Genomic DNA, 23,595 nt, shown 5'->3' on the forward strand with positions numbered 1-23,595 from the left:
CTTCAGGAAGGGCTGCGAGGCCCGCCTGCCCGGGACCGGGATAACCGAAGCGCGGGCGTGCCGCAATTCCCCGCAGAACATGAAAATACGTCTCGAAACGACCGGAACGTCGTTCTGCGTGTTTCCGTCGCGGAGGGTTTCTACAAACACGCGCCTGGTTCCCTTTTCATACTGCCCCCTGATTTCTTTCGGAGTTATCGTGCGTGTGCAAGGAACCGGGCCGTAATAATGTGAAGGCGGGGCGGACGATCCCAGAATGCTTTACACCACGCCGATTGAATGTGTTTGAAATCTTGCCGGGAGTCAGCTTATGGTATGAAACGCCGGAGGGACAGACCTCCAGCATATGGGAGCCCCTGCTTAAGGCGCACGCCGGCTGTGCCTCGACCTTGTTTCATTCTGTAACGGAGACACCGCGCATGTTGATTCGCAGCACGCGGAGCCGGCGGCTCTTAAAGCCGCACGGTTCCGGGCAGAAGGCCGGTCAGCTCCGCCGCTTTCGGCGTGACTTCATCGGCCGAGCGGACGGATGTCGCGGGACAGCTTTTTGTCCGCCATTTGTTCCAACATGGGGTCCAGCGCGCAAAAGAAGTCGTTCGAGAGATAGGCCTGTGCGTTTGTTCCGGATTTTCTTGTACCTGGCGGCGCAGGAATTGTGCACCCTTTTCCGCACAGGGGGTGTTGCAAAATGCTCAAAAAAAGCGCTTTGAATGGGCTCAAAAGTCCATTTCAAGGCGCATTTTCTTGCATTTTGGGCGGCTCATTTGTACAATTTGCTATTGCAAATTCGTTTTGCAACACTCCCCTTAGAAAGCGGTCGGCCGCGTACAATTCCGGATATTTATCGACCGCCTGCCAGATTTTCGTGGCCCACTCAGAAGAAATCTTTCCTCCGTAGTTGTTAGGCCAGGGCTCCCGGCGCTCGGCTGTGATTTTATTTGGCTAGGTTGCCTTGTCCTGCGAGACGTCTTCCACAGATTGACATAGGCATGGGGCAGATTTTTGGACTCTTCCCGAAAGCAGAGCGGGGTACCGTCCGCCTGGACGGGGAGGATCGTACACGCGGCAAATCCGTGCCGATGTGGAACACTCCCAGCCCGGGCAAGCGCATCGTTTACGGTGCGGCTCAGAATGTCCAGGTAGTCCCGCGGGTTTTTAAGGCCCCCAGTCCGGACCAGTTCTGTCCCACAGGGCAGTGACCGATCCATGACCCCGGAGAATACGCGAAAACGGAGGCGACAATCTCCTTTCCCGTTTTCGCGTCCGCCAGCAGCGCCCGTCCCGACAAAAGTGCCGAAGTCCACTCCGATGACATAGTTTCTTTTAAGTTATACGGACAACTTATGCGGTAATCCCACTCGGCCAGCGCTCTGGGCCGGAAGGGAATCCGTCAAAGCTGCTTTACCGAGGACCGTTCCATCAACTCAGGCTTAAATTCGACCGTCGCGGAAAAACGTGGATCCGAAATCAGGTGAAGAAGGTTGCGCGCCGCCGTTTCGCCCAGCAGTTCCTTCGGATGAGAAACGCTGGTGAGAGGGACCTCGCACAGAGTGGCGAGATCGGAATTATCCACCCCGATGAGGGATACGTCGTCTGGAATGCCGAACCCCCTACTTTTCAGCAGACTGACCAGACTGATCGCAATCTGGTCGTTGTAGCAGACGACGGAGGTGCAGCCGTCGATCCGCGACAGGATCCGTTTCGCGTCGCCGGAAAGGGAAGAGAAATCCTCTGTGCTGTACCACAGGACGTTTTCATCCCGCAGGCCTAGGCCCGACCGGATCAGCGCGTCGACGTAGCCCGCGTAACGCCGGTGGCCCTGGTAATCATCCAGTTTGAAAATTCCGGCGATCCGCCGGTGGCCCTTCCGGATCAAGCAGTCGGCCGCCAGAAATCCGGCATTGTGGTCGTTCAGCGACACGTGCGGAAGATCTAGGGCCGGGTAAAAACTGTTGATAAAAATCATTGGAATTTTGTCTTCGTTTATTTTTCGATAAAGATCCAGATTCGGATTTGGCAGGCCGCTTTTGGTCGGTTCCACAATCATGCCGTCGACACCCTTTCCCAGCATGGAGGAGATCACGCTGCGCTCGTTTTCCACTTTGTTGTGAGTAAAGGCCAACTGCATGGAATAACCGTTTTCGGTCAGGACTTTTTCAATTCCCTTGATGATGTTGGGGAAAATGTAGCTGCCCACATAGGTGGTTACAACGCCGATCGTCATATTTGGCTTTCTTGCGGAAGGGTCGAACACGACGTAGGTTCCGCTTCCCTGTCTGCTTTCCAGCAGCTTTTCCTGCTCCAGAAGCTTAATGGCCTGGCGGATCGTCTGCCTGCTGATTTCAAACATGCTGCTCAGCTCATTTTCAGAGTAGAGCTTATCCCCGTATTTTAATTCTTTTGATTCTATCTTCTGCCGGATCCAGTTTACCAGAGTCATGTATTTTGGAATATCTGACATGTTTCCGCCTCCTAAAAGTCAAAAATCATCATACTTCATCGCTCTCTAATTGTCAATACAAGTAGGACTTTCAGACGGCGGGGAAACTGCTGGAGCTTACGCGTTTCTCTTTTTTGAAAGAAGGTCGACCGTTACAGCTCCGAGAAGGACAAGCCCCTTAACTACTTTCTGAACGTCGACGGACCAGCCAATCAGGGACATGCCATTGTTTAGAACTCCCATGATCAAAGCGCCAACGACGGCTCCCATAATGGTTCCGCTTCCGCCCAGAGCGGCCGCGCCGCCGATGTAGCAGGCGGCGATGGCGTCGAGCTCGAAGCCATCGCCGGCTTTCGGCGTTGCCGAAGCGTTCCGGGCGGAAAGCACGATGCCGGCCAGAGCGCTCATCAGTCCCATGCTGGTGTAAATCCAGAACATAACGCGCTGCGTTTTGATTCCGGAAAGCCTTGCGGCGTTTGCGTTGCCGCCGACCGCGTAGATCTGCCGCCCAGGGACGGTGTTGTCCGTAAGGAACGTGTAAATCACGATCAGAAGCAGCATAATGGCCAATACGACCGGAAGGCCGTTGTACAGGGCGAGCTTGACCGTAAAGAAGTTGATAATGACGATAATGATTGCCAGCTTTGCGGCGGTCTGCCAAAGAGGCGGGACCGCAAAGCCGTAGGAGCTCTTTTTTCGCTGGGAACGGACCTCCATGAAAATCGCGAGCAGCGAACCCGCGATACCCGAGAGAACGGACAGCATCTCAACTTTTGTTCTGCCAAGGAAATAGGTGTTGATTTCCGGCAGATAGCCGGCGCCGATGGTCACATAACCGGCGGGCAGCGGCCCTTTGGTCTGCCCGTTCAGCACGACGAGGGTCAGTCCGCGGAAGATGAGCATATTCGCCAGCGTGACCACGAAGGGCGGAACCCGGAGGTAGGCGATAAACACGCCCTGCCACATGCCGATCAGCACCCCGGACAGTAGCACCAGAAGGAACGCGAGCGGGATGGACATCCTCAGGTCGAGCACAAAGATGGCGCAGATTGCCCCTGTGAAGGCGACCACGGAGCCGACGGAAAGGTCGACGTTTCCGGTCAGCACGCAGAGCAGCATGCCGACCGCGAGAATCACGACGTAACTGTTCTGCATGAACAGGTTGTTAATATTCATCGGGCTTGCATTTTTCCCGCCTGAAAGCAGCGTGAAAATCAGGTAAATGACAATTAGGGCAATCAGCATTCCGTACTGCTTCGCGTTGATTGAGCCCGCCTTTTTCCTGGCGGCGGATTTTTCACTCATATTGCCGGTCTCTCCTTTCTTGCATGGGTCAGAATGATCTTCATGATTGTTTCCTGCGAAAACTCCTCCCGGCTTAGTTCACCGGCGATTTCCCCCTGGTTCAGCACGTAGATCCGGTCGCAGACTCCGAGAAGCTCCGGCATCTCGGAGGAGATGAAGATCACGGTCTTTCCCTGTTTTGCAAGTTCATTGATGATCTCGTAAATTTCGTATTTTGCCCCTACGTCGATCCCACGGGTCGGTTCGTCAAGGATCAGAAGATCGGGGCTTGTCATAATCCACTTGGAGAGCACGACTTTCTGCTGGTTGCCTCCCGAAAGGGCCCCGACGGTCTGTTGGACCGAATTCGCTTTAATATTCAGCTTTTTCCGAAACTTCTCCGAGGCGACGATTTCGTCGCTTTTATTGATTACGCTTTTTCTGGAAAAACGGAACGGCAGACTCGCGAGAGTCATGTTCCAGCGAATGTCGTTGATCAGCACCAGTCCGTATCCCTTGCGGTCCTCCGACGCGTAGGCAATCCCGTTGCGGATGGCGTCTTTCACACAGCGTAGGCGCAGTTCCTTTCCGTTCTTTTTCAGACTACCGGAAATGTTGCATCCGTATGCCCTGCCGAAAATGCTCATAGCAAGCTCGGTGCGCCCGGCACCCATCAGCCCCGCGAACCCGACCACCTCCCCCGTGTTGACATGAAACGACACGTTGTTGATGACAGTCCTTTCCGGGTCGTCCGGATGGCGGACGCTCCAGTTTTTGACCTCAAACGCGACGCCGCCGATCTTTCTTTCCCGCGGAGGGTAACGGTTTGTCAGCTCGCGGCCGACCATGCCCTTGATGATGCGGTCTTCGGTGATTTCATCGATGCCTTTTTTCAGCGTTTCTATGGTCTTTCCGTCCCGGATCACGGTGATGCTGTCTGCGACGGAGCTGAGCTCGTTCAGCTTGTGGGAAATCATAATGCAGGTAATTCCCTGATCTTTCAGGCTCAGAATGATATTGAGGAGCTTTTGGCTGTCTTCATCGTTTAAAGAGGCGGTCGGCTCGTCCAGAATCAGGAGTTCTACTTTTTTCGCCAGCGCTTTTGCAATTTCTACCAGTTGCTGTCTACCGATGCTGAGCTTACTGACCGGAATGCTGATATTTTCCTCCGCTAAACCGACGCGCTCCAGAATTTCGGCGGCGCGCTGGTGCGTTTTGTGCCAGTCGATGACGCCTTTGGCGGAGGTGATCTCGTTGCCGAGAAACACATTTTCCGCAACGGAGAGGTACGGACTCAGCGCAAGCTCCTGATGGATGATCACGACCCCGCGGCGTTCGCTTTCCCGGATATCGCGGAACCTGCACTCCTTTCCGTTGTACAGAATATCTCCGGTATACTCCCCGTAGGGATAGATACCGGAAAGAATATTCATCAGCGTCGACTTCCCCGCGCCGTTTTCCCCGCACAGGGCGTGGACCTCGCCGCGTTCCACAGAAAGGTTGACGTCGTCGAGAGCCTTTACGCCTGAAAATTCCTTCGTGATGTTTTTCATTTCCAAGATAATTTCGGACATGACGTTTCAATCCCTCTTTTCCCGTGATCGAATGGAAGATTTGGGCGGCAGCGTTCCGGCTGCCGCCCAAAACGATGTGGTTATCGGATCAGGAAATGTCCGACTGCTTGTAATAACCGGAGTCGATCAGCTCTTTTTGAATATTATCCTTGTAGATAGCCACGGGGTTGCAGAGGTAGGACGGAACGACCAGCTTGCCGTTGTTGTAAGAAGTCTTGTCGTTGATTTCAGGCTCCTTGCCTTCCAGGACGGCCTGGACCATCGTGACGCATTTGGCGGCGAGCACGCGGGTATCCTTGAAGACCGTCATAGACTGCTTGCCGGATCGAATGTTCTTGACCGCCATGGTTTCGGCATCTTGCCCGGTGATCATTGGCCACTTTTCGCCGACCTTGTAACCTGCGCCCTCCAGAGCGGCGGCGATGCCGTAGGAAATGCCGTCGAACGGGCTCAGTACGATGTCGACGTCCTTCCCGGTGCTGTAGTAGCCGGAAAGCAGGTCTTCCATCCTTTTCTGAGCCGTTTCCTGGCTCCAGCGCAGGATACAGATCTTATCGAAGTCCGTCTGGCCGGAAACCACTTTCAGCTTGCCGCCGTCGATATACGGTTGAAGGACCTCCATTGCGCCGGTATTCAGGAAATGCGCGTTGTTGTCATCCGGGGAGCCTGCGAACAGCTCGATGTTGTACGGCCCCTTTCCGTCCTTGAGACCCGCTTTTTCCTCTATGTATTTGCCGATCAGAGTGCCGACGCCCTTGTTGTCAAAGGTTGCGTAATAAGAGACCGCATCGGTGTCCATCAGAAGACGGTCGTAGGCGATGACGGGAATGCTGTTCTTTTTGGCCTCCTCCAGAACGTTGACCAGCGCACTGGAGTCGATGGAGGCGACGACGAGGCAGTTCGCCCCGCTGGTAATCATGTTTTCAATCTGGGAAACCTGCGCCTGGACGTCGTCTTCCGCATACTGCAGGTCTACGGCGTAGCCCAGCTTTTCAAGCTGATCCTTCATGTTGTTTCCGTCTCTGATCCAGCGTTCGGAGGATTTGGTCGGCATGGCCACGCCAACTTTTTTGCCTTTGGCTGAGGGCGTTGGCGACGAGGAGGCTGCGGCCTGGCTGTCTGTGCCTGCGTTTGCGGGGGCGGTGTTGGTCGGTGTGCTTGTGCAGGCGGCCGCAGAAACCAGCACGCACAGGCTGAGCGTTGCTCCGACGATGCTTTTCAATACACGGTTCATTTACACTCTCTCCTTAAATTAAAATAAGAAAGCCGAATTGTAAATACAAAAACGGCTTAAACCGTTTTAAAAACGATACTGTCGGAAGTAATACTAATTTTTATCTATATTTTTAACTAAAAACATTGATAATATATTCATAATATACATCTGCTTTTTTAAATTGTCAATATAAGTTTTCAATTATTTGTTAACAAATATAGTACAACTTTAGCCCGCAGGAATTAACCTGTCTGAAAAGGGGTGTTGCAAAACGAATTTGTAATAGAGAATCATACAAATGAGCCACCACAAAATCAAGAAAATGCGCCTTGAAATGGACTTTTCAACCCATTCAAAGCGCATTTTTTGTGCAACATTTTTTTGAGAAGCTATTTAGCAACACCCCCTGCCCGCTCCCGCACACAAAGCAGAGCAGAAGGCGAAAGCAATCCGATTCAAAAGGGACGAGAAGGGAGGGGGCTGCGCCTCCTCCCTGCCATAGCCCCCCATATCATGGGGGCTGCCTGCTTTCGCTTCGAAATTAAAATGGGAGGGGTTTGGGGTAGGCTCGATGCGCATTTTCTGCTCAACGCTAAAGCTCTTCTGAACACCCCGGCACAGCCCCGGGGGTTTCACAGGACACAAAAAACAAACAGCCGGTGCGGATTTTTTCCGCACCGGCTGTTTTGACTGGCCGGGAGGGCTCAATGGAAAAGAACGATTAGAACAGATGGCTGATCGTGCTTGCCGCACTGTTCCAGGCGGAGCGGATCCATCCCCAAAGCCCGGACCCGGAATCAGATTTGCCGGAATTTTCAGCGGGCTGAACCGCTGCGGTTTTCACCGGCTCCGGCTCTTTGATTTCGGCGGTCTTATAAACAAACTTTACACTGGTTTCCGCCCCGTCGGCAACTTCGGTAAAGATTTTGTACTGGTCGGAAAGATCGGTGTAAGCGTCTTTCTTATCCATCAGGGTACGCATGTGGTCCGCCGTGCCCTTTTGCGTGAACTCGTCCAGATGATTGAAGGTATCCTGAAAGAGCGATACCGTATTCGGCTGGGTGGTCAGACGGAAAATTTCCATAATCTTTCTGTTGCTGCGGATGTCGTCTTCCATTTTGGTTAAAACCTGAGTGGTCTGCGGCATTTTGTGCAGGCTTGCGTTGACGGCCGGATCATCCAGCTCAGCTTTGATCGAGTCAAGAATCGGCTCGGAATCGTCGTAATCTTTCAGGAGCGAGGGGACCATGCCGCGGAAGTTTTTGATTTTCGGGTCGTCGTTCAGGTTGATCAGGTCGCGCAGAATGGAGATGTTTTCCGTGTTGTCGTCCATATCGGTCTTCATACTCTTGAGCTTGCTGGCCCAGGTAATCAGATAGTCCATATCGTCTTTGTTTAGGAGGAGGTCCTTTGCGTCTTCAAAATCATCCTCCAGTTCCGCCTCGTCGTCATCGTCAAGGTCGTCGAGATCGTCCTGCAAATCATTGATGTAATGCTGGGTCTTTCCTAACGTGGTAAGTGCGCTTGTCAGTTTGGAGGAGTAGTTGCTGCCGAGTTTTTTCGTCAGGCTGGTTTGCAGCGTTTCTGAATTGCTCATAAGGCTTTTTAAAGCGGGGGTCAGTTGTGAAGCAAGGCCGTCCATTTGATTGCTTAAATCCGTATCAAGACTGCTCATGATATCGTTGACATCCCCCGCCGGGATGGTGGCATCAGAATTATAATGCAGTACAATCTGAATCATCTGACTCTGTAAATCGGCTTCCGCTTCGCTCGGCAAACCCATGCCGGGCAGATCGGAGAGCAGTTGGGCGACATACAAATTGCCATTGCCGTCCGTAGACAATTTTCCTTCAGAGATTAAAGCGGCAATTTCTGTCTGAAGACCCTTGATGTCGTCGGAGGTCAGATTATCGGTCGTTTTTAAAGAAGATAATGAAGAAGAGGGAATCGTAATTGTGGAATTTGCTTTAATGAAAGCACTGGTAAGTTCCTCCGTTATTTCTTCTTCAAGATCCGGCTGACCAAGGTCCTGCGTGCTTAAGAAGCCGATTAATTTCGCGGCGTTGATATTGCCTGTTCCGTCTTCTTTTGCAAGATTGGTAATTTCTTCCGTGATGGGGGTCAGCTTCCGATTGACGATGCTGTTCAAAAGTGCTTTTACATCATCTTTCGTTAAATCCAATGCATCACCGGAGAGTCCGGAGCTTTTCTGTATTTCTGAAAGGGTGTTCATGCTGTCAAGCGTGTCGGAGAGGGAATTCTGCACGCTGGAATCGCTCAGAGCCGCCAAAGTGTCGATATCGTCGTCATCCAGACGGTAAAGGATATGTTTTGCGTCTTTCATGATATCGTCCAGATGGTTGTAGGCCTTGTCGTAATGATTCAAAACCTGAATCACGCGGTTCAGTTTTCCAATCTTGAAGGTTTCAATATCATCGTAATCCTTAAGCAGGGTCTTGGCCTTTGCGACGTTCTCGTCGGTCAGGCGGTCGTTCAGCCCGCGGATAATCTGATTATCCATAATATATTTCAGATCCGCTTTATCAATATCCGATGTCACGCGGTCGTAAAGGCTGATGTTCTGATCCGTTACATATTTCGGCATGACGTCGAGCGCGGCCGTGTCAAGATCGTAAAAATGGAACACATCGTCCACGATCAGCCGGGCGGCGGCGGTGCGGTCGGGATTGGTGAAGAGCGAGCGGATGTCTTTATTCGGGTCCGCTGCTTCAATATTGTCCTGCATGCTGCTCAGCTTGTCGAGATCGTCCTTGAGATCATCCAGACTGTTTTCGCTGCCGAGCTCGTCTTGGTCCGGCAGCTCCGGCGTCGCCGCGATGGCGATTGAGCTAAGGGTGAAGTCCTTCGCGTCCGCAGTGATGACAAGATCCTCCGGAATGTCGATGGTGTCGAGCCCCTCCACTCCGCAGTTTTTCAGGTCGAGACTTTCCGAAAGGCCAGGCATGGATAGGAACGTGACGAACTGGTTGTTCCCGTCGGAGATCACCTTGCCTTTGTTGACAGCGACGTTGCTGAAGGTGTCGGAGGGCAGCGTGGCCGCCACAATTGCCGTCATGGGCGTATACATGATAACGTCTTTGCCGTCCACCTGAACCGTGTGCGCGTCCGTGTTTTTCAGATCCACGGTGATTTTTACTTTTCCGGATTTTCCGGCAAGCTGTTCCGGTGTGACGAATTTGCCGTTCAGTTCGTAGGAGACGGCCACCTTTAACGGGGTTGCGGAGGTCGTCTTTCCCTGATAATAAACGTCTGCGCCGCTGTCGCCGCCGCTGAGCACCCAGGTCAGATTATCCCCGGTTTTCAGCGGCTGGTCCGACGATTTGACGTTTTTAATATCGGTCAGATTGGACCGGTCCGCAATCCGGACGTTGCTGGAATCGGAGTGCAGCCAGTCGGAAACCGTGGTGCTCTGCACGCTTCCGGCCGCGCTCAGGTTGACATAAACAGTCTCGTCTTTTTTGGTGGACTCCCCGCTTGCCGCGGCAGCCGTCGGCAGCGATACCGAGCAGATCAGGGCGAGAACCAGGCAGCCGATCCGTCCGGCGCGGGAGTAAATTTGTTTTCTCATTTTAAAAACCTCCTTTGCACAAAAGGATTGTCAGTTTGTATGGAAATGGTAGCTGAGCTTTTCTATGACCGGTTCGGTTACGTACAGCACCGCCGGCAGAATCAGGATAATGACAGCCGCGCTGATGATGGCGCCGCGCGCCAGCATCGCGCAGATGTTCTGAATGATCCCCATTTTGGAAATCATCGAGACGCCGGTTGTGGCGCAGAAGAAAACCAGCGCGCTTGTAATGATGGAACGGAACGAGGAGGAGCTCGCGATTTTAATCGCGTCAAGGCGGTTCTTTCCGGACTTCAGTTCCTCCTGAAACCTTGTGGTCATCAAAATGGAGTAGTCGACGGTGGCGCCGAGCTGTACGCAGTTGATGACGATGGGGGAAATAAAGGAAATGACGTTTCCGGTTAAGTACGGTACGCTTAGATTCAGGAAGATTGCCAGCTCTATCACGGCGACAAGAATTACGGGTACGGCGATGGAACGGAACACCGCGGCCACGATAATCAGCATCAGGATAATGGAAATATAGCTGGTCACGGTGAAGTCGTGGTTGGCAATTTCAACAAGGTCCTTCGTCAGGGCGCCCTCGCCGGTCACTTGGGAAGTCGGGTCGTATTTTTTGGTGATTCTGGTGATTTGAGCAATCTGCTCGTTTTCTTCGTTTTCGGCGGCCTGGTACTGCGAGTTTACCATGACGATCTGCCGGCCGTCCTTTTTACAGATTTCCTTAACGCTGTCCGGGATAAAGTCGGACGGTACGGCCGGGCCGACCAAATCGTCGTAAGAAAGGACGGTTTCGATGCCGTTCAGTTTTTTAATCTCGTCAATCATGTTTTTGGTTTTATAAGACGGCAGGCTGTCGTCCAGAATAATGAAATGCGTGGTCGCCATGTTGAAATCCTGTTTCAGCTTATCGGTCGCAACCACGGAATCGGTGGTTGCGGGCAGCGTTTTGTCAATGTTGTAATAAACCTGCGCGTGCGACTGCATGTAAAAGGTTGGTCCGATCAGCAGCAGCGCGAACGCGACAAAAATGACACGATGCCGGAGAATGAAATTGGAGCCCCTTTCGAACGGCGGGATCAAAATTCGGTGCGTGTACTTGTGGATCGGCTTGTCAAACAGAAGAATCAGGGAAGGAAGGACGGTGACCGTGCAGAATACGCCGATCACGACGCCCTTCATCATGACAATGCCGATGTCCTTGCCGAGCGCGAGGCTCATAAAACACAGGGCCAGAAACCCGGCGACCGTGGTCAGGGAGCTGCCCGCGAGCGAGAGGAAGGTGCTTTGAATCGCGCTTGCCATCGCGTCGCGCCGGTCTTCGAATTTCGGCTTTTCCTCATCATAGCGGTTGATGAGGAAGATGGAGTAGTCCATCGTGACGCCCAGCTGCAAGATTGCGGCGATCGCCCTGGTGATGTAGGAAATCTCGCCGAGGAAAATGTTGGTTCCCATGTTGTACAGAATGGCGAATCCGATGCCCAGAAGGAAAACAACCGGCAATAGCCAGGAATCCAGACAAAACATCATGGCAACCAGGCACAGCCCGCCGGCCAGCAGCACGTAGTAGGGCATTTCGCCTTCCAGCAGATTTTTCATGTCGCGCTGCATGGCGGAAAAACCGCTTAGAAAGCACTGCTTGTTTAAAAGGCCTTTAATTTTTCCGATGGCGTCAAAGGTTTCTTCCGATGAAGTGGAACCGTTATAGGTAATCAGCATCATGGTGGAGTCGGCGCTGTCGCTGTAAAACAAATCTTTCACGGTGTCCGGCAGCATTTCTTCCGGAACGCTCAGGTCCGCCACATCGTCAACCCAGACGCAGTTGTTGACTCCCGGGACTTCTTTGATTTTCTCTTTCAGGTCCGAAATATCCTTGCTTGACATCCCGTCGATGACCAGCATGGAGGTTGCGGCATCGTGGAACGTATCCTCCAGAACGTCTTCGCCCTTTACGGAATCCAGATTTTTCGGAAGGTACGACAGAATGTCGTAATTGACCCTTGTTTTGATAAATCCGAGAGCGCAGGGGATCAGAAGTAAAATCGCAATTCCGGTTACGATAGTGGGGTGTCTGGTGAGAATTTTTGCAAATCTGGAAAGCAATCGGCATCTCTCCGTTTCCTGTTAATGCTTTTTTGTTTGAGTTTATTCCGGCCGCGGCGAAAGGTTACGCCTCAGGCGAGAATCTGCTCGATGGAACGGTACAGCTCGGGGCGAACCTCGTCAAAGCCGTACGGCATTTTCATAATGAGGGAGCTGTAGCAGACGGCGCCGACCATGCACACAATCAGATACAGGCGCTGCCCGGCCGCCTCGCTGGTGCCGCCGCGGAGCATAAAGTTTTCAACAAATTCTTTCCGAACGTCTTCCAGCTCGGTGCATCGGAACAGCCGTTCAAACAATGTGGGGGAAAGGTTTTTGAAAACAAGCTCCAGAAACCGGGTGTCGTTGCGAAACGTCCGGATCAGGGAGTCGACAAAAAATACGACGCTCTGCTGAAAGCTCATCGGCTGCTCTTCCTTCTTTTTCGTCAGAGCCCGCATGGTTTCCTCCAGCAGCGTGGAGGTTTTCCTCAGAATCACTTTGTTGACCAAATCGTATTTGTCCCTGCAGTAAAGGTAAAACGTCCCTTTGGCCACTCCGGCGTGCTGTACGATTTCGTCCACCACGGTGGCGTGTACGCCTTTTGAGGTGAACAGCTCGTAGGCGGCGTCATACAGCCGGCCCATTTTGATTTTTTTGTTTTCCAACAGTTTTCCTGCCATTTGATACCGCCTTTTTAAAAATGACTAACGGTCATTTTGTGTTTGCGTTGATAGTATAGATCAAAAATGACCGTTAGTCAATCTTTTACGCCGAATTCAGTGTTTTCGCTAAATATGGTCAAATGGTTCCGGAAAAACTGGGCATTATCAACTCGTTCGGACGATGGATCGATTGTGATCTTACCGTTCTTTTTCCTTAAAACGCCATCCGGTTTCCTCCATACCCGAACCATTTGGCTATCCGGTTTGGGCGAAAACGGCGGGAATTTTCGAGGAGACTTTTGTGAAAGCGCAGCGCGGCGGGAAAGACACGCTGGTCTTCTGGGGCCTGAATGATTTCCTGAAAACCGGTAAAAATAGGGAAAAAGGATGTGATCGAAAAAATGGAGGAGAACCGGTTCCAATCCTGCTGGCAGACGGTCGCGCCGCCGGAATTCCCAAAGTTGACGGGCGACTGCAACGCCGACGCGGTCATTGTGGGGGGAGGACTCTGCGGCCTGTTGTGCGCGTATGAGCTGCAGCGCAGGGGAGTGCGGGATATCGTGATTCTGGAGGCGGGCAGGGTCTTGCACGGAACGACCGCGCGGACCACGGCGAAGATCACCTCTCAGCACGGATTAATCTACAGCTCTTTGGAAAAGGGAATGGGAACCAGAGCCGCCTGGCAGTACGCCAAGGCAAATGAAGAGGCGGTTTCCCGCTTTGCTCAGATTGTTCAGACGGAAAAGATCGACTGCGATTTTGTCCCCTGCGACGCGTATGTTTATTCCTGTACGCCGGAGGGCGCGCAGCGGGTGAAGGAAGAGGCGGAAACGGCGAGGAGGCTTTCCATCGACGCATCGTTTACGGACAAATGCGGCGAGCTGCCGTTTCCGGTGCGGGGGGCGGTCCGTTTTTCCGGGCAGGCAAGGTTTCATCCGATGAAATTTGCCTGCCGCCTTGCGGAGATTCTGCGGGACCGCGGCGTGAAAATCTATGAAAATACCCCGGCTGTCGCTTTGGACGACAATATGGTTCTGACCGGAGCGGGCCATGTCTACGGCAAAAGCGTTCTCATCTGCTCTCATTACCCGTTTACAAACCTGCGCGGGTTTTATTTTACACGGATTGTGCAAAATCGCTCCTACCTGGCCGCCTTGAAGGGCGCCCCCGAGCTTTCCGGCATGTATCTCGACTGTGAGGAAGCGGGACTGTCGTTCCGCAGCGCCCGCGTCAACGGGGAAACGGTTCTGCTTTTGGGCTGGGGTTCGCATAAAACGGGCCATGAAACGGACGTGTCCCACTACGGAAAGCTGGAGGAAGAGGCGCAAAAGCTCTATCCGGGCTGTTCGGTCGAATCCCGCTGGTCGGCGCAGGACTGCATGACAAACGACCATATCCCGATCATCGGACGGTACCGGCAGTTCGGCGACCGGGTTTATCTGGCGACGGGCTTCAACAAATGGGGAATGACGGGGAGCATGGCCGCGGCCGGAATCCTTACGGATTTGATTTTATCCGGCAAGAGCGAGGTGGCGGATGTTTTTTCTCCGGGAAGGTCGGACTTTCGCCTGCAGGCGGGCAGATTTTTTCAGGAGGCGGCCGACACCGCCGCGAATTTTTTTCACGGATATACGGAAATCCCCAAAGGAGGCGTGGCGCAGCTGAAAAACGGCGAGGGCGGTATTGTGGAGTTTGAGGGTGCAAAAATCGGGGCTTACCGCGATGCGGACGGCGAGCTGCACGGAGTCAAAACCGTTTGCACACACATGCGGTGCCCATTGAAATGGAACCCGGAGGAAAAAACGTGGGATTGCCCCTGCCACGGTTCCAGATTCGACGCGGATGGAAACATTCTGGAAAATCCCGCGTTTCTCCCGTTGGAAAAGAGGGGGCCGGACTGACGGAAAAGGGCGGCGCTCGCCGGTTTGAGGGGTGGTATTTTAAGCACAGCGCCGGGGGGATGGTCTACTCCTTTATTCCCGGCCTTTCCGCCGCGCCGGATGGGAAACAGACGGCCTTTCTCCAGGTGATTTCTCCGGAATGGTCCCGTTTTTTCCGTTATCCGGCCGAATCCTTCCGTGTCGAACGGCACCCGCTTCGCATCCGGGTCGGGGAAAGCGTCTTCGGTGAATCCGGAGCGGCGGTTTCCATTCTTCAGGACGGGATGCGGATTTCGGGCGAAATTGCGTACTCCGCGTTTCAGCCGATCCGCAAAAGCTTCTACTGCCCCACCGTAATGGGACCCTTCTCCTACCTTCGGTTTCTGGAGTGCAGCCACGACGTCGTCAGCATAAACCATTCACTCAAGGGGGCGCTGAACGTCAACGGGGAGACGCTGAACCTGACGGGGGGAACGGGTTACCTGGAGCGGGACGCGGGAAAGTCTTTTCCCAGGGCGTGGGTCTGGTACCAGTCGAACTGCTTTTCCCGCCCCGGGGACGGGGTCATGCTCGCCGCCGCGCGGGTTCCGATCGGCCCGCGGGCATTCAACGGACTGCTCGGCGTGTGCAGGGCCGGCGGCAGGGAGTACCGGCTCGCGACTTATTTCGGCGGCGGGCTGGAGCGGGTCCGAAGATCGGGGAACGTCGTTTGTATTGCCGCCCGGCAGGGAGAGCGCCGCCTGGAAATACGGGTCCGCGCCGGAGTGAGCCGGGAACTGAAGGCGCCGCTGCTGGGGGATATGTCCCGCGCAATCCGGGAGTATCCCTGCTGTGACTCGGCGGTCCGCCTGACGGAAGGGAAAAGGATCCTGCTGGAAGACCGGGGCGCGTGCGCCGGGTTCGAACAGGTCGGAAGCTTGGACGAATTTTAAAGAAACCGGCGGAAGAATGACGGGGCTGTTAAAAAATGAATTTACCATAGCGAACAGACAAATCAAAATGCGTCTTAAAACGGCTCTCAAAGCCGGATTAAGACGCATTTTTTGTGCGATATTTAGAGAAGCCTGTTTTGCAGCAGTCCGTTATAAATTCATGGTAAATTTGAAATGGGACCGCCGCATGCCGCAGCTTTCATAAAACCGGTGGGCGTGTTCCCGCTTTCGGTTGCAGCAGACTTCCAGAAGGACACAGCCGCGCCGCAGCGCTTCTTCTTTCAGCGCCGAGACAAGAGCCGCCCCGATCCCGTTTCCCCGCAGGTCCGGCTGTACGACCAATTCCTGAATTTCCGCCGCCGCCCCGCAGTGATGCAGCAAAAGCTGGATGTGCAGGCTTCCGAACGCAGCCGCCCGCCCCTGATGTTCACACAGGAGGTAAAGGATTCCGGGGCTTTTCAGGTTGTTGAGATAAGTCTGCCGGAAGGCGTCGTGAGGCGGATAACTTTCTTCCAGCGAACAGATCAGTTCATAAACGGATTCAACATCCTCCGGTCCGGCTTTTCTGATCTTCATACCGATTCCTCCCCTTTCTGGATATGGCCCGCATTCGGGAATTTTAACAATTATAATCCGATCCGCGGAGAAAGTAAACCGGCGGTCAAGCCGAATCCGTGTACCGGAACGGTTATATTTGCGTGAGCCGGAGGAACAATAGGATGCAAAGGACGAAAGAGGGCGGACAACATGCCGAACGCGGTGAGATTCAACAGCCTGATTCATGAAAAAAGTCCCTACCTGTTACAGCACGCCCGTAATCCGGTGAACTGGTATCCCTGGGGCGACGAGGCTTTTGAAAAAGCGAAGCGGGAAGACAAGCCCGTGTTTTTATCCATCGGATATTCAACCTGCCACTGGTGCCACGTCATGGCGGAGGAGTGCTTTGAGGATGAGGAGGTCGCGGGGGTGCTGAACCGGGACTTTATCAGCATCAAGGTGGACCGGGAGGAGCGCCCGGATGTGGACGGCTATTATATGGAGGTCTGCCAAAGAATGACCGGCTCGGGCGGATGGCCGCTCAGCGTCTTTCTTGACTCGGAGGGCAAGGCGTTTTTTGCCGGGACGTATTTCCCAAAATACGACCGCCCCGGAATGTCCGGATTTCTGACGCTGCTCGGGCAGATTGCCACGCTCTGGAAAACCGACCGGAACCGAATCGCCGGCGCGGCGGAACGCATCGGGCGCGAAGCCGTGTTCCATGCGCAGAGCCCGGCCCCGGTGGATGAAAATATGCCGGAACGCGTGTTTGGGGAGCTTGAACGGCGGTTTGACGAAAAATACGGTGGCTTTTCCGAGGCGCCGAAGTTCCCATCCCCGCAGGATCTGCTGTTTCTGCTGCGCTTTTATGCCGCCGCCGGAAAGGAAAAGGCTCTGAATATGTGCGAGAAAACGCTCGGCTGCATGCGCCGGGGCGGCATCTACGACCAGATCGGGTTCGGATTCTGCCGGTATTCGACGGACAGCCGTTGGCTGGTTCCCCATTTTGAGAAAATGCTGTCGGACAACGCCCTACTCTGCATGGCGTATACCGAGTGCTGGCAGATTACGGGAAAAGAGGAATACCGTCGGACGGCGGAGGAAATCCTTTCGTACCTCACGGGCCGGATGCAGTCGAAAAACGGCGGATTTTACACGGCGGAGGACGCGGACTCCGAGGGCGTGGAGGGAAAGTATTATACCTTTACACCGGAGGAGCTCCGGCAGGTGCTTGGCCCGGACGAAAAGGAATTCAGCCGGTTGCTCGGAATTACGGAAGAAGGCAATTTTGAAGGAAAAAACATCCCGAATCTTTTGTCCGGCGGAATTCCGGAGAATCGGAGGGGATTTGCCGAAGCCTGCCGCCGAAAGGTGCTGGCCTGCCGCTCCGGACGCGTCCCCCCGTTTCTGGACGACAAAATTCTCCCGTCCCGCACGGGGCTTGCCGTTGCGGCGCTTTCCTTGGCCGCCCGCGCGTTCGGGGAGGAAGCGTATCTGCGAAAGGCCCGTAAAGCCGCGGATTTTATTTTGGAAAACATGACCGCGCGGGACGGTTCGCTGATTGCCGTTTACCGGGAGGGTCCGTCCCGGGTGCCCGGCTTTGCTGAGGATTACGCCTTTTTCCTCTGGGGCCTGCTGGAGCTGTACGAAGCGGGCCGGGAGCCTTGCCGGCTTGAAAGCGCCCTGCGTTTGGAGAAGGTGTTCACAGAACGGTTTGAGGACCGGGAAAACGGAGGATTCTATTCCGCGGAGGCGGGAGCGGTTCGTTCCCCCGCGCGCGGCAAAGAAATCTGGGATTCCTCCATGCCGTCCGCCAACGCCGTCCACGCGTTCCAGCTGGTCCGTCTTGCCCGCCTGGCGGACAGGCCGGAACTGGAAAAGCGCGCGGCCAGGATTCTGGAAGCGTTCCCGCTGGAATTATCCCGGGCGCCTGCGGCGTGCCCCACCGCGGCCGGCGCGGCTTTGTATCTGCGCGGCGGAGGGACGGACGTCACGCTGACCGCGCGCGACGAAACGGAGCTTGCACCGTTTTACGGTGTGCTTCACAGCGGGTACTTCCCGTTTCTGACCGTGCGGACAAATCCCGCAGACTTTGGCGCGGGGCAGAAAAATAGCGGGCCGCGCGCTTATGTGTGCGAGGGCCATCGCTGCTACCCTCCGGTTGACGATGCGGATCAGCTTCTGCGCCTGATGCATGGAAAAAAATAAATATTTGCCAATGCTTGAAACAGATAAAACGGTATGGTAAGATAGAAACAGAAAAGATTGTTTAATAAATAACAAACGAAAAAGGGAGGACTTTTTTTATGGCGAGATTCACATTGCCGCGCGACATTTATTTCGGAGCGGGTGCAATCGGCGAACTGAAAAATCTGAAAGGTTATAAAAAAGCCTTTATTGTTACCGGCGGACATTCCATGAGGAAAACCGGATTTTTGCAGAAGCTGGAAGACGTTCTGAAAGAAGCGGGACTGGAGACCAGAATTTATGAGGGCGTGGAGCCGGACCCGTCCATTGAGCGCGTTTTTGACGGCGCAAAGGCCATGCGCGAATTCGAACCCGACGTCATCGTCGCGATCGGCGGCGGCTCCCCAATGGACGCCGCGAAAGCCATGTGGGTATTCTATGAATACCCAGACAAGACGTTTGACGACATCAAGGACCCGTTCACCATGCCGAAGCTGAGAAAGAAAGCCATTTTTGTGGGGATTCCCTCCACCAGCGGCACCGCTTCCGAAGTTACGGCGTTTTCGGTCATTACGGATTACTCCACCAATATCAAGTATCCTCTCGCGGACTTTGAGATCACGCCCGACATCGCGGTTCTGGATACCGATATTCCGCAGGCCATGCCGAAAACCCTGACCGCCCACACGGGAATGGACGCGCTGACTCACGCAATCGAAGCCTACGTTGCCACGGCCCGTTCCGATTTTTCGGACGCCCTCGCGCTTAAGGCGATTTCCGATATTTTCGACAGCCTGCTCGATTCCTACAACGGCGACAAAGAAGCGCGCGGCAAGATGCACATTGCGCAGTGCCTGGCCGGCATGTCCTTCTCCAACGCGCTGCTCGGCATCGCGCACAGCATCGCGCATAAGACCGGCGCAATGTTCCACATTCCGCACGGCTGCTGCAACGCGATTCTTCTGCCGTTTGTCATAGAGTACAATTCCAGAGCGTGCATGGAGCGCTATGCCCAGATTGCGAAGATGCTCGGCCTGCCGGGTTCGACGGACAAACAGCTTACGGATTCTCTGGTCGAGGCTGTGCGTGCGTTAAACAAGAAGCTCGGCATTCAGCCCACCTACCGTGAAAACGGCGTGAGCGAAGAGGATTTCAAGGCCCATGCGCAGACCATTGCGGAAAACGCGGTCAAGGATCCCTGCACCTCCTCCAACCCGAGAACGACAAACGCGGAGAATATGCTCAAAGTCCTTACCTGCGCTTATTACGGCGAGGACGTCGCGTTTTAAAAACCCGGACATTATGAAAGCAGCCTGAAAGCGGGAACGCTTTCAGGCTGCTTTTTTTGGAGCCGCGGCTACCCCTGCTCCGATTCCTGCGCGCGCTGAAAAAGCTCGCGCATTCTCTTCATATGATACTGGTAAACCGTGCGCGTCTCCTCGTCCGGTTCGCCGTTTTCCGTCAGGCGAATGGCCTCAACCGCTTTCAGTTCGTCCAGAATCAGCCGGTAAACCGCTATGCTGGAGGAGATGCGAAAAACCTCGTCGTCATTCCAGCGCAGAATTTTTGCTTCCGAGATATAAAGCTTTACCGACCGCGAGATCCGGTCGATTTCTTCGATTACGGTTTTGGAGCCGACCGTCTGCTTTTGCGCGGCGTTCTCGATCGCTTCCGCGGTTTTCTTTTTTAATTCCGAATATGTTTTTTTGATTTCCAGCGCATGATTGGGCGGCATCACGACCAGGTTGACCAGGACCGCCATGGCGATTCCAAGCAGCGCGGCGCCCGTGCAGGACAGCGCATACTGCCAGGGCGCGTTCCGGGCCGCGCCGAACATGACCGCGGCGAAAGAAAAGCTGGACAGAACCCCGGCGCTTTCCAGATGAAAGAAATGGCACAGGTACAGCGACAGAATCACTCCAATGCCGCACAGGCCCGCGTTGCCCGGTGAGACGGCGGCGAACGCGGCCCCCACGGCGGAACCGATCACAACCCCGAACATTTTGTTTTTACCGGCTTTGACGGAAAGATCAATGGACTTCCCCATGGAAATCACGGTGGCAATCACCGCAATGAAGGGTTGATTGAGATGTAAGATATTGGAAACCGCGATGCAGAATGTCACGGCGATCCCCGTTTTGATAATTCGAAGGCCAAGCCGCAGATTCGTCCGGAAAAAACGGAAAAACCGTTCCATAATTCACCCCTTGCCGCCAAAAATGAGCGGAAGAATTTCATCCGGGGTCTCAAGCAGATAGGACGCGCCGTTTTCTTCCAGTTCACGGCGGCCGCGGAACCCCCAGAGAACGCCGGCCGTCTCCATACCTGCGCCTGCGCCTGTTTTCATATCCGTGTTGGTGTCGCCGAGATAAAGGATTTCCCGCGGGTCTAGCCGGAATTTTTCCGCAATCATCAGCGCCCCCTGCGGGGACGGTTTGCGGGGAAGGCCGGGCTGCTGGCCGAAGCACAATTCAAAGCTTTCCGGCGGAAACAGCGAGGCGATGATCGCCTTGGCCCAGGCGTCGGGCTTGTTGGTGAGCACCGCGGCTGGAACGCCCGCTCTTTTCAGCCCCGCCAGCGTTTCCCGCATCCCGGGATATTCCCGCACAAGATGCACCGGGTCGCTTTCGTAAAGGGCGCTGTAAACCCTTTTCAGCTCCGCCGCCTCTTGCTCGGTAAAAGGTTCCTTACAAACGGCGGCAAGCATCCGCCGAATCTGCATATCGGCGCCGTCGCCGACGATTTTTCTGTAATCCTCGTCCGGAATTTCGGGGTATCCGCACTGTTTCAGCGCCGTATTCGAAAAGTGGGCGATGGAGTAGAGCGTGTTTGCCAAAGTTCCGTCCAAATCAAAGATACATGCACGATACAAAGAATCACCTGTTTATTTTTACTATTCCAATGTATGTATTTTACAATATTCACACGTTTTACACAAGTAAAATTATAAAGCGGATTTCCGCCGGGGGAACGGGGCCTCTCACGCGGGTTGCCGGGCGCCGCTTTCGGCGGAGGGACGGAACAAATCCGCCGCGACCGAAAGAAAGCTTTTCATTGCCCTTGTCATATGGCAGTTTTTCTTATAGGCGATAAACACTTCCCTTTTCAAAAGATTTTCCTCTTTTGTGTCGATCTTGAAATAAGCAAGGTTGACGGCGGAATGAGAGTGTTTGATCAGAGAATCGGAAATAAACACGCAGCCCAGCCCCTGAGAAGCGATGTTGACGGCGGTCAGCATCTGATTCAGACGGATGGAGGATTTCGGAGAAAAATTCCTTTCGCTGCACAGGGCTTTCGCTTTCCGGTAAATATCGTGGTCCTTTTTCAAAAGGATAATCGGCAGATCGCGGACCAGGGTAAGGTCAATGCCCCTTGTCTGCGGTGAAAGGTGTTTGTTTTCACAGATATCCTCATTGGTCAGCGCAGAGTCTCGCAGCCGGTTCACAATCGGATAGTTCAGCGGGATGGCCAATAGAATCTGCTCGGTAAACAGGTCGGCGGACGTAAACAGTTTCGGGTCGCAGATGCCGGAATCGACGATCAGATCGATTTTATTGTCCATGGCTTTTTCATACAGCTCCACGGAATCCGCTTCCATAAACTCAAGCGTAACGCCGGGGTGCAGCGCGGCAAACCGGTTGACAATGGAGGGAATGATGAACGACGAAAAGAACGCGGGCCCTGCGACGACAATCTTCCCGGCATTCAGGTTGGAAATGTCGTTTACATAAGAGTATAAGTTTTCCTCGATCTTCAGGATTTTTTCCGCCGCATCCACATAGGCTTTTCCCTCCTCCGTCAGCTCAAGAGTGGAGGTGCTGCGGTCAAAGACCTGAAACCCCAGCCGGGTTTCTATTTTTTTTACCGTCGCGCTCAGGGCGGGCTGAGAAACATACAGGTTCTTGGCGGCGCGGGAAAAACTGCGTTCCCGGTAAACTTCGTAAACGTACTTGTAATCCATCATGCCCCGTGATTCCCTCGATATAAATAAAATAATATAGTTCATATACAACTATATATATTTGATTATATAATACATCGCGCATATAATCAATGATGCGGAAAAGATTTGCCATGAACAGGAAACGTATCCACTGAAAAAGATACTTTTGGGTCAGGGAAAACGTCGCAGAAAACGATTTATCTAAGGAGCGAGCTTGGGGAAATGAAAGTACTGTTTTTAAGAGAAATGGATCAGTCCGGGCGGGACATCCTGCAAAACAACGGAATTGAAGTCCTGGTGAGCCATGGAAACAGCGAAGCGGACTTTATCCGGGATCTTCGAGAGACGCAGGCGGAGGGGATTCTGTGCCGCACGGGAAAGGTGACGCCGGCCATGATCGACGCTTCCGAAAACCTGAGGGTCATTGCAAAGCACGGGGTGGGTCTGGACAATATTGATCTGGATTATGCCACGAAACGGGGAATCCAGGTGGTTTACGCCCCGACGGGAAACTCCAATTCCGTCGCGGAGCACGCCTTGTTTTTAATACTTGCCTGCGCGCGGCGATTTCGTTATGTGGATGAAATCTTCCGCGGAGGCGATTTCAATGTGCGGTATACGCTTCATAATACCTTTGAATTGCAGGGAATGACGCTTGGACTGCTCGGGTGCGGCCGAATCGGACAGCTGCTCGCAAAAAAAGCGGCCTACGGCTTCGGGATGAAAGTCATCGGGTACGATCCGTTTCTCAGTCAGGAAAAGCTGAAAGCTCCCATCGAACTGAAAACGAAGGAAGAGGTCCTCAGGGAAGCGGACTTTGTCAGCCTGCACATGCCCTCGACCCCGCAGACACGCGGCAGCATTGCCGCCGGGGACTTCCGGCTGATGAAGCCGACAGCGTCGTTTATCAATGTGGCGCGCGGTGATGTGGTCGTGGAAAACGATTTGATCGCAGCACTGCGGGGCGGCGAGATCCTTGGGGCGGGATTGGACGTTTACGCCGGGGAGCCGATCGGCCCGGATCATCCGCTGCTGAAAATGCCGCAGGTGGTGGCTACGCCACATGCCGCGGCAACCACGGAGCAGGCGGTAAAACGCTGCTGCACGACGGCGGCGCAGGGAATTGTGGAGGTTCTGACCGGCGAAGAGATTTCTTACCCGGCCAACCATCTGAAAGTGCCGCTTCGCATAGCGCTTTAAGGGATCGCAGCATAATAGCTTTTAGAAAATGCACCTTGAGGGGCAGTCCGCTGCCTACGGGAGCCG

At 54.0% G+C, this 23,595-nt stretch carries 16 protein-coding genes; 5 read left to right on the forward strand and 11 right to left on the reverse strand.

Annotated features, from left to right (window positions below; genetic code table 11):
- Positions 1–1,390: 1,390 nt before the first annotated feature.
- From ACLQ3M_RS09005 to ACLQ3M_RS09035, 7 genes are all read right to left on the reverse strand, one after another.
- A complete protein-coding gene (locus ACLQ3M_RS09005) occupies positions 1,391–2,461 on the reverse strand; it encodes a GntR family transcriptional regulator (protein WP_411677349.1) in 1,071 nt (356 codons plus the stop codon).
- 96 nt (positions 2,462–2,557) lie between these two features.
- Positions 2,558–3,745, reverse strand: a complete 1,188-nt coding sequence (mmsB, locus tag ACLQ3M_RS09010; RefSeq protein ID WP_411677350.1) for a multiple monosaccharide ABC transporter permease — start codon at positions 3,743–3,745, stop codon at positions 2,558–2,560.
- Positions 3,742–5,298: a multiple monosaccharide ABC transporter ATP-binding protein gene (gene mmsA / locus ACLQ3M_RS09015; protein ID WP_411677351.1), complete on the reverse strand. Its 1,557-nt coding sequence runs from the start codon at positions 5,296–5,298 to the stop codon at positions 3,742–3,744. Before mmsA ends, mmsB begins: the two co-directional genes overlap by 4 nt.
- A gap of 88 nt (positions 5,299–5,386) precedes the next feature.
- Positions 5,387–6,532 (reverse strand): multiple monosaccharide ABC transporter substrate-binding protein, encoded by a 1,146-nt coding sequence (gene chvE / locus ACLQ3M_RS09020; protein WP_411677352.1) that lies wholly within the window; start codon positions 6,530–6,532, stop codon positions 5,387–5,389.
- Positions 6,533–7,235: 703 nt separating this feature from the next.
- On the reverse strand, positions 7,236–10,103 hold the full coding sequence (locus ACLQ3M_RS09025; RefSeq protein WP_411677353.1) for a hypothetical protein: 2,868 nt from the start codon (positions 10,101–10,103) through the stop codon (positions 7,236–7,238).
- A 30-nt stretch (positions 10,104–10,133) separates the two neighbouring features.
- On the reverse strand, positions 10,134–12,206 hold the full coding sequence (locus ACLQ3M_RS09030) for an efflux RND transporter permease subunit (RefSeq protein ID WP_411677354.1): 2,073 nt from the start codon (positions 12,204–12,206) through the stop codon (positions 10,134–10,136).
- Between the two features lie 71 nt (positions 12,207–12,277).
- Positions 12,278–12,868 carry a TetR/AcrR family transcriptional regulator gene (locus ACLQ3M_RS09035; RefSeq protein ID WP_411677355.1) on the reverse strand — a complete coding sequence of 197 codons (591 nt, stop codon included), beginning with the start codon at positions 12,866–12,868 and terminating at the stop codon, positions 12,278–12,280.
- A gap of 371 nt (positions 12,869–13,239) precedes the next feature.
- Here ACLQ3M_RS09035 and ACLQ3M_RS09040 point away from each other — a divergent pair, with 371 nt between their 5' ends.
- The gene (locus tag ACLQ3M_RS09040; RefSeq protein ID WP_411677356.1) at positions 13,240–14,751 is read left to right on the forward strand and encodes an FAD-dependent oxidoreductase; all 1,512 of its coding nucleotides are present in this window, start codon (positions 13,240–13,242) and stop codon (positions 14,749–14,751) included.
- 59 nt (positions 14,752–14,810) lie between these two features.
- Positions 14,811–15,662, forward strand: coding sequence for a tocopherol cyclase family protein (locus ACLQ3M_RS09045; protein ID WP_411677357.1), 852 nt, complete (start codon positions 14,811–14,813; stop codon positions 15,660–15,662).
- 150 nt (positions 15,663–15,812) lie between these two features.
- On the opposite strand, the gene ACLQ3M_RS09050 is transcribed toward ACLQ3M_RS09045, so the two are convergent.
- A complete protein-coding gene (locus ACLQ3M_RS09050; protein ID WP_411677358.1) occupies positions 15,813–16,238 on the reverse strand; it encodes a GNAT family N-acetyltransferase in 426 nt (141 codons plus the stop codon).
- Between the two features lie 171 nt (positions 16,239–16,409).
- Here ACLQ3M_RS09050 and ACLQ3M_RS09055 point away from each other — a divergent pair, with 171 nt between their 5' ends.
- Positions 16,410–18,407, forward strand: coding sequence for a thioredoxin domain-containing protein (locus tag ACLQ3M_RS09055; protein ID WP_411677359.1), 1,998 nt, complete (start codon positions 16,410–16,412; stop codon positions 18,405–18,407).
- A 98-nt stretch (positions 18,408–18,505) separates the two neighbouring features.
- The gene (locus tag ACLQ3M_RS09060; protein WP_411677360.1) at positions 18,506–19,675 is read left to right on the forward strand and encodes an iron-containing alcohol dehydrogenase; all 1,170 of its coding nucleotides are present in this window, start codon (positions 18,506–18,508) and stop codon (positions 19,673–19,675) included.
- Positions 19,676–19,743: 68 nt separating this feature from the next.
- On the opposite strand, the gene ACLQ3M_RS09065 is transcribed toward ACLQ3M_RS09060, so the two are convergent.
- The 3 genes from ACLQ3M_RS09065 to ACLQ3M_RS09075 form a co-directional block, all read right to left on the reverse strand.
- The gene (locus tag ACLQ3M_RS09065; protein WP_411677361.1) at positions 19,744–20,583 is read right to left on the reverse strand and encodes an FUSC family protein; all 840 of its coding nucleotides are present in this window, start codon (positions 20,581–20,583) and stop codon (positions 19,744–19,746) included.
- A 3-nt stretch (positions 20,584–20,586) separates the two neighbouring features.
- Complete coding sequence (locus tag ACLQ3M_RS09070) at positions 20,587–21,258, reverse strand: HAD family hydrolase (RefSeq protein WP_411677362.1); 672 nt, start codon at positions 21,256–21,258, stop codon at positions 20,587–20,589.
- Between the two features lie 108 nt (positions 21,259–21,366).
- The gene (locus ACLQ3M_RS09075) at positions 21,367–22,350 is read right to left on the reverse strand and encodes a LysR family transcriptional regulator (RefSeq protein ID WP_411677363.1); all 984 of its coding nucleotides are present in this window, start codon (positions 22,348–22,350) and stop codon (positions 21,367–21,369) included.
- A gap of 201 nt (positions 22,351–22,551) precedes the next feature.
- On the opposite strand from ACLQ3M_RS09075, the gene ACLQ3M_RS09080 reads away from it, so the two are divergent.
- Positions 22,552–23,529, forward strand: a complete 978-nt coding sequence (locus tag ACLQ3M_RS09080; RefSeq protein WP_411677364.1) for a hydroxyacid dehydrogenase — start codon at positions 22,552–22,554, stop codon at positions 23,527–23,529.
- Positions 23,530–23,595: the final 66 nt, after the last annotated feature.

The organism is Caproicibacter sp., from assembly GCF_046707225.1.
Lineage (GTDB): Bacteria > Bacillota > Clostridia > Oscillospirales > Acutalibacteraceae > Caproicibacter.

Bases quoted from the DNA above. Each gene is read 5' to 3' on its own strand.
- ACLQ3M_RS09005 (WP_411677349.1), bottom strand. From the start codon at position 2,461: ATGTCAGATATTCCAAAATACATGACTCTGGTAAACTGGATCCGGCAG.
- mmsB (WP_411677350.1), bottom strand. From the start codon at position 3,745: ATGAGTGAAAAATCCGCCGCCAGGAAAAAGGCGGGCTCAATCAACGCG.
- mmsA (WP_411677351.1), bottom strand. From the start codon at position 5,298: ATGTCCGAAATTATCTTGGAAATGAAAAACATCACGAAGGAATTTTCA.
- chvE (WP_411677352.1), bottom strand. From the start codon at position 6,532: ATGAACCGTGTATTGAAAAGCATCGTCGGAGCAACGCTCAGCCTGTGC.
- ACLQ3M_RS09025 (WP_411677353.1), bottom strand. From the start codon at position 10,103: ATGAGAAAACAAATTTACTCCCGCGCCGGACGGATCGGCTGCCTGGTT.
- ACLQ3M_RS09035 (WP_411677355.1), bottom strand. From the start codon at position 12,868: ATGGCAGGAAAACTGTTGGAAAACAAAAAAATCAAAATGGGCCGGCTG.
- ACLQ3M_RS09045 (WP_411677357.1), top strand. From the start codon at position 14,811: ATGGTCTACTCCTTTATTCCCGGCCTTTCCGCCGCGCCGGATGGGAAA.
- ACLQ3M_RS09050 (WP_411677358.1), bottom strand. From the start codon at position 16,238: ATGAAGATCAGAAAAGCCGGACCGGAGGATGTTGAATCCGTTTATGAA.
- ACLQ3M_RS09055 (WP_411677359.1), top strand. From the start codon at position 16,410: ATGCCGAACGCGGTGAGATTCAACAGCCTGATTCATGAAAAAAGTCCC.
- ACLQ3M_RS09060 (WP_411677360.1), top strand. From the start codon at position 18,506: ATGGCGAGATTCACATTGCCGCGCGACATTTATTTCGGAGCGGGTGCA.
- ACLQ3M_RS09065 (WP_411677361.1), bottom strand. From the start codon at position 20,583: ATGGAACGGTTTTTCCGTTTTTTCCGGACGAATCTGCGGCTTGGCCTT.
- ACLQ3M_RS09075 (WP_411677363.1), bottom strand. From the start codon at position 22,350: ATGATGGATTACAAGTACGTTTACGAAGTTTACCGGGAACGCAGTTTT.
- ACLQ3M_RS09080 (WP_411677364.1), top strand. From the start codon at position 22,552: ATGAAAGTACTGTTTTTAAGAGAAATGGATCAGTCCGGGCGGGACATC.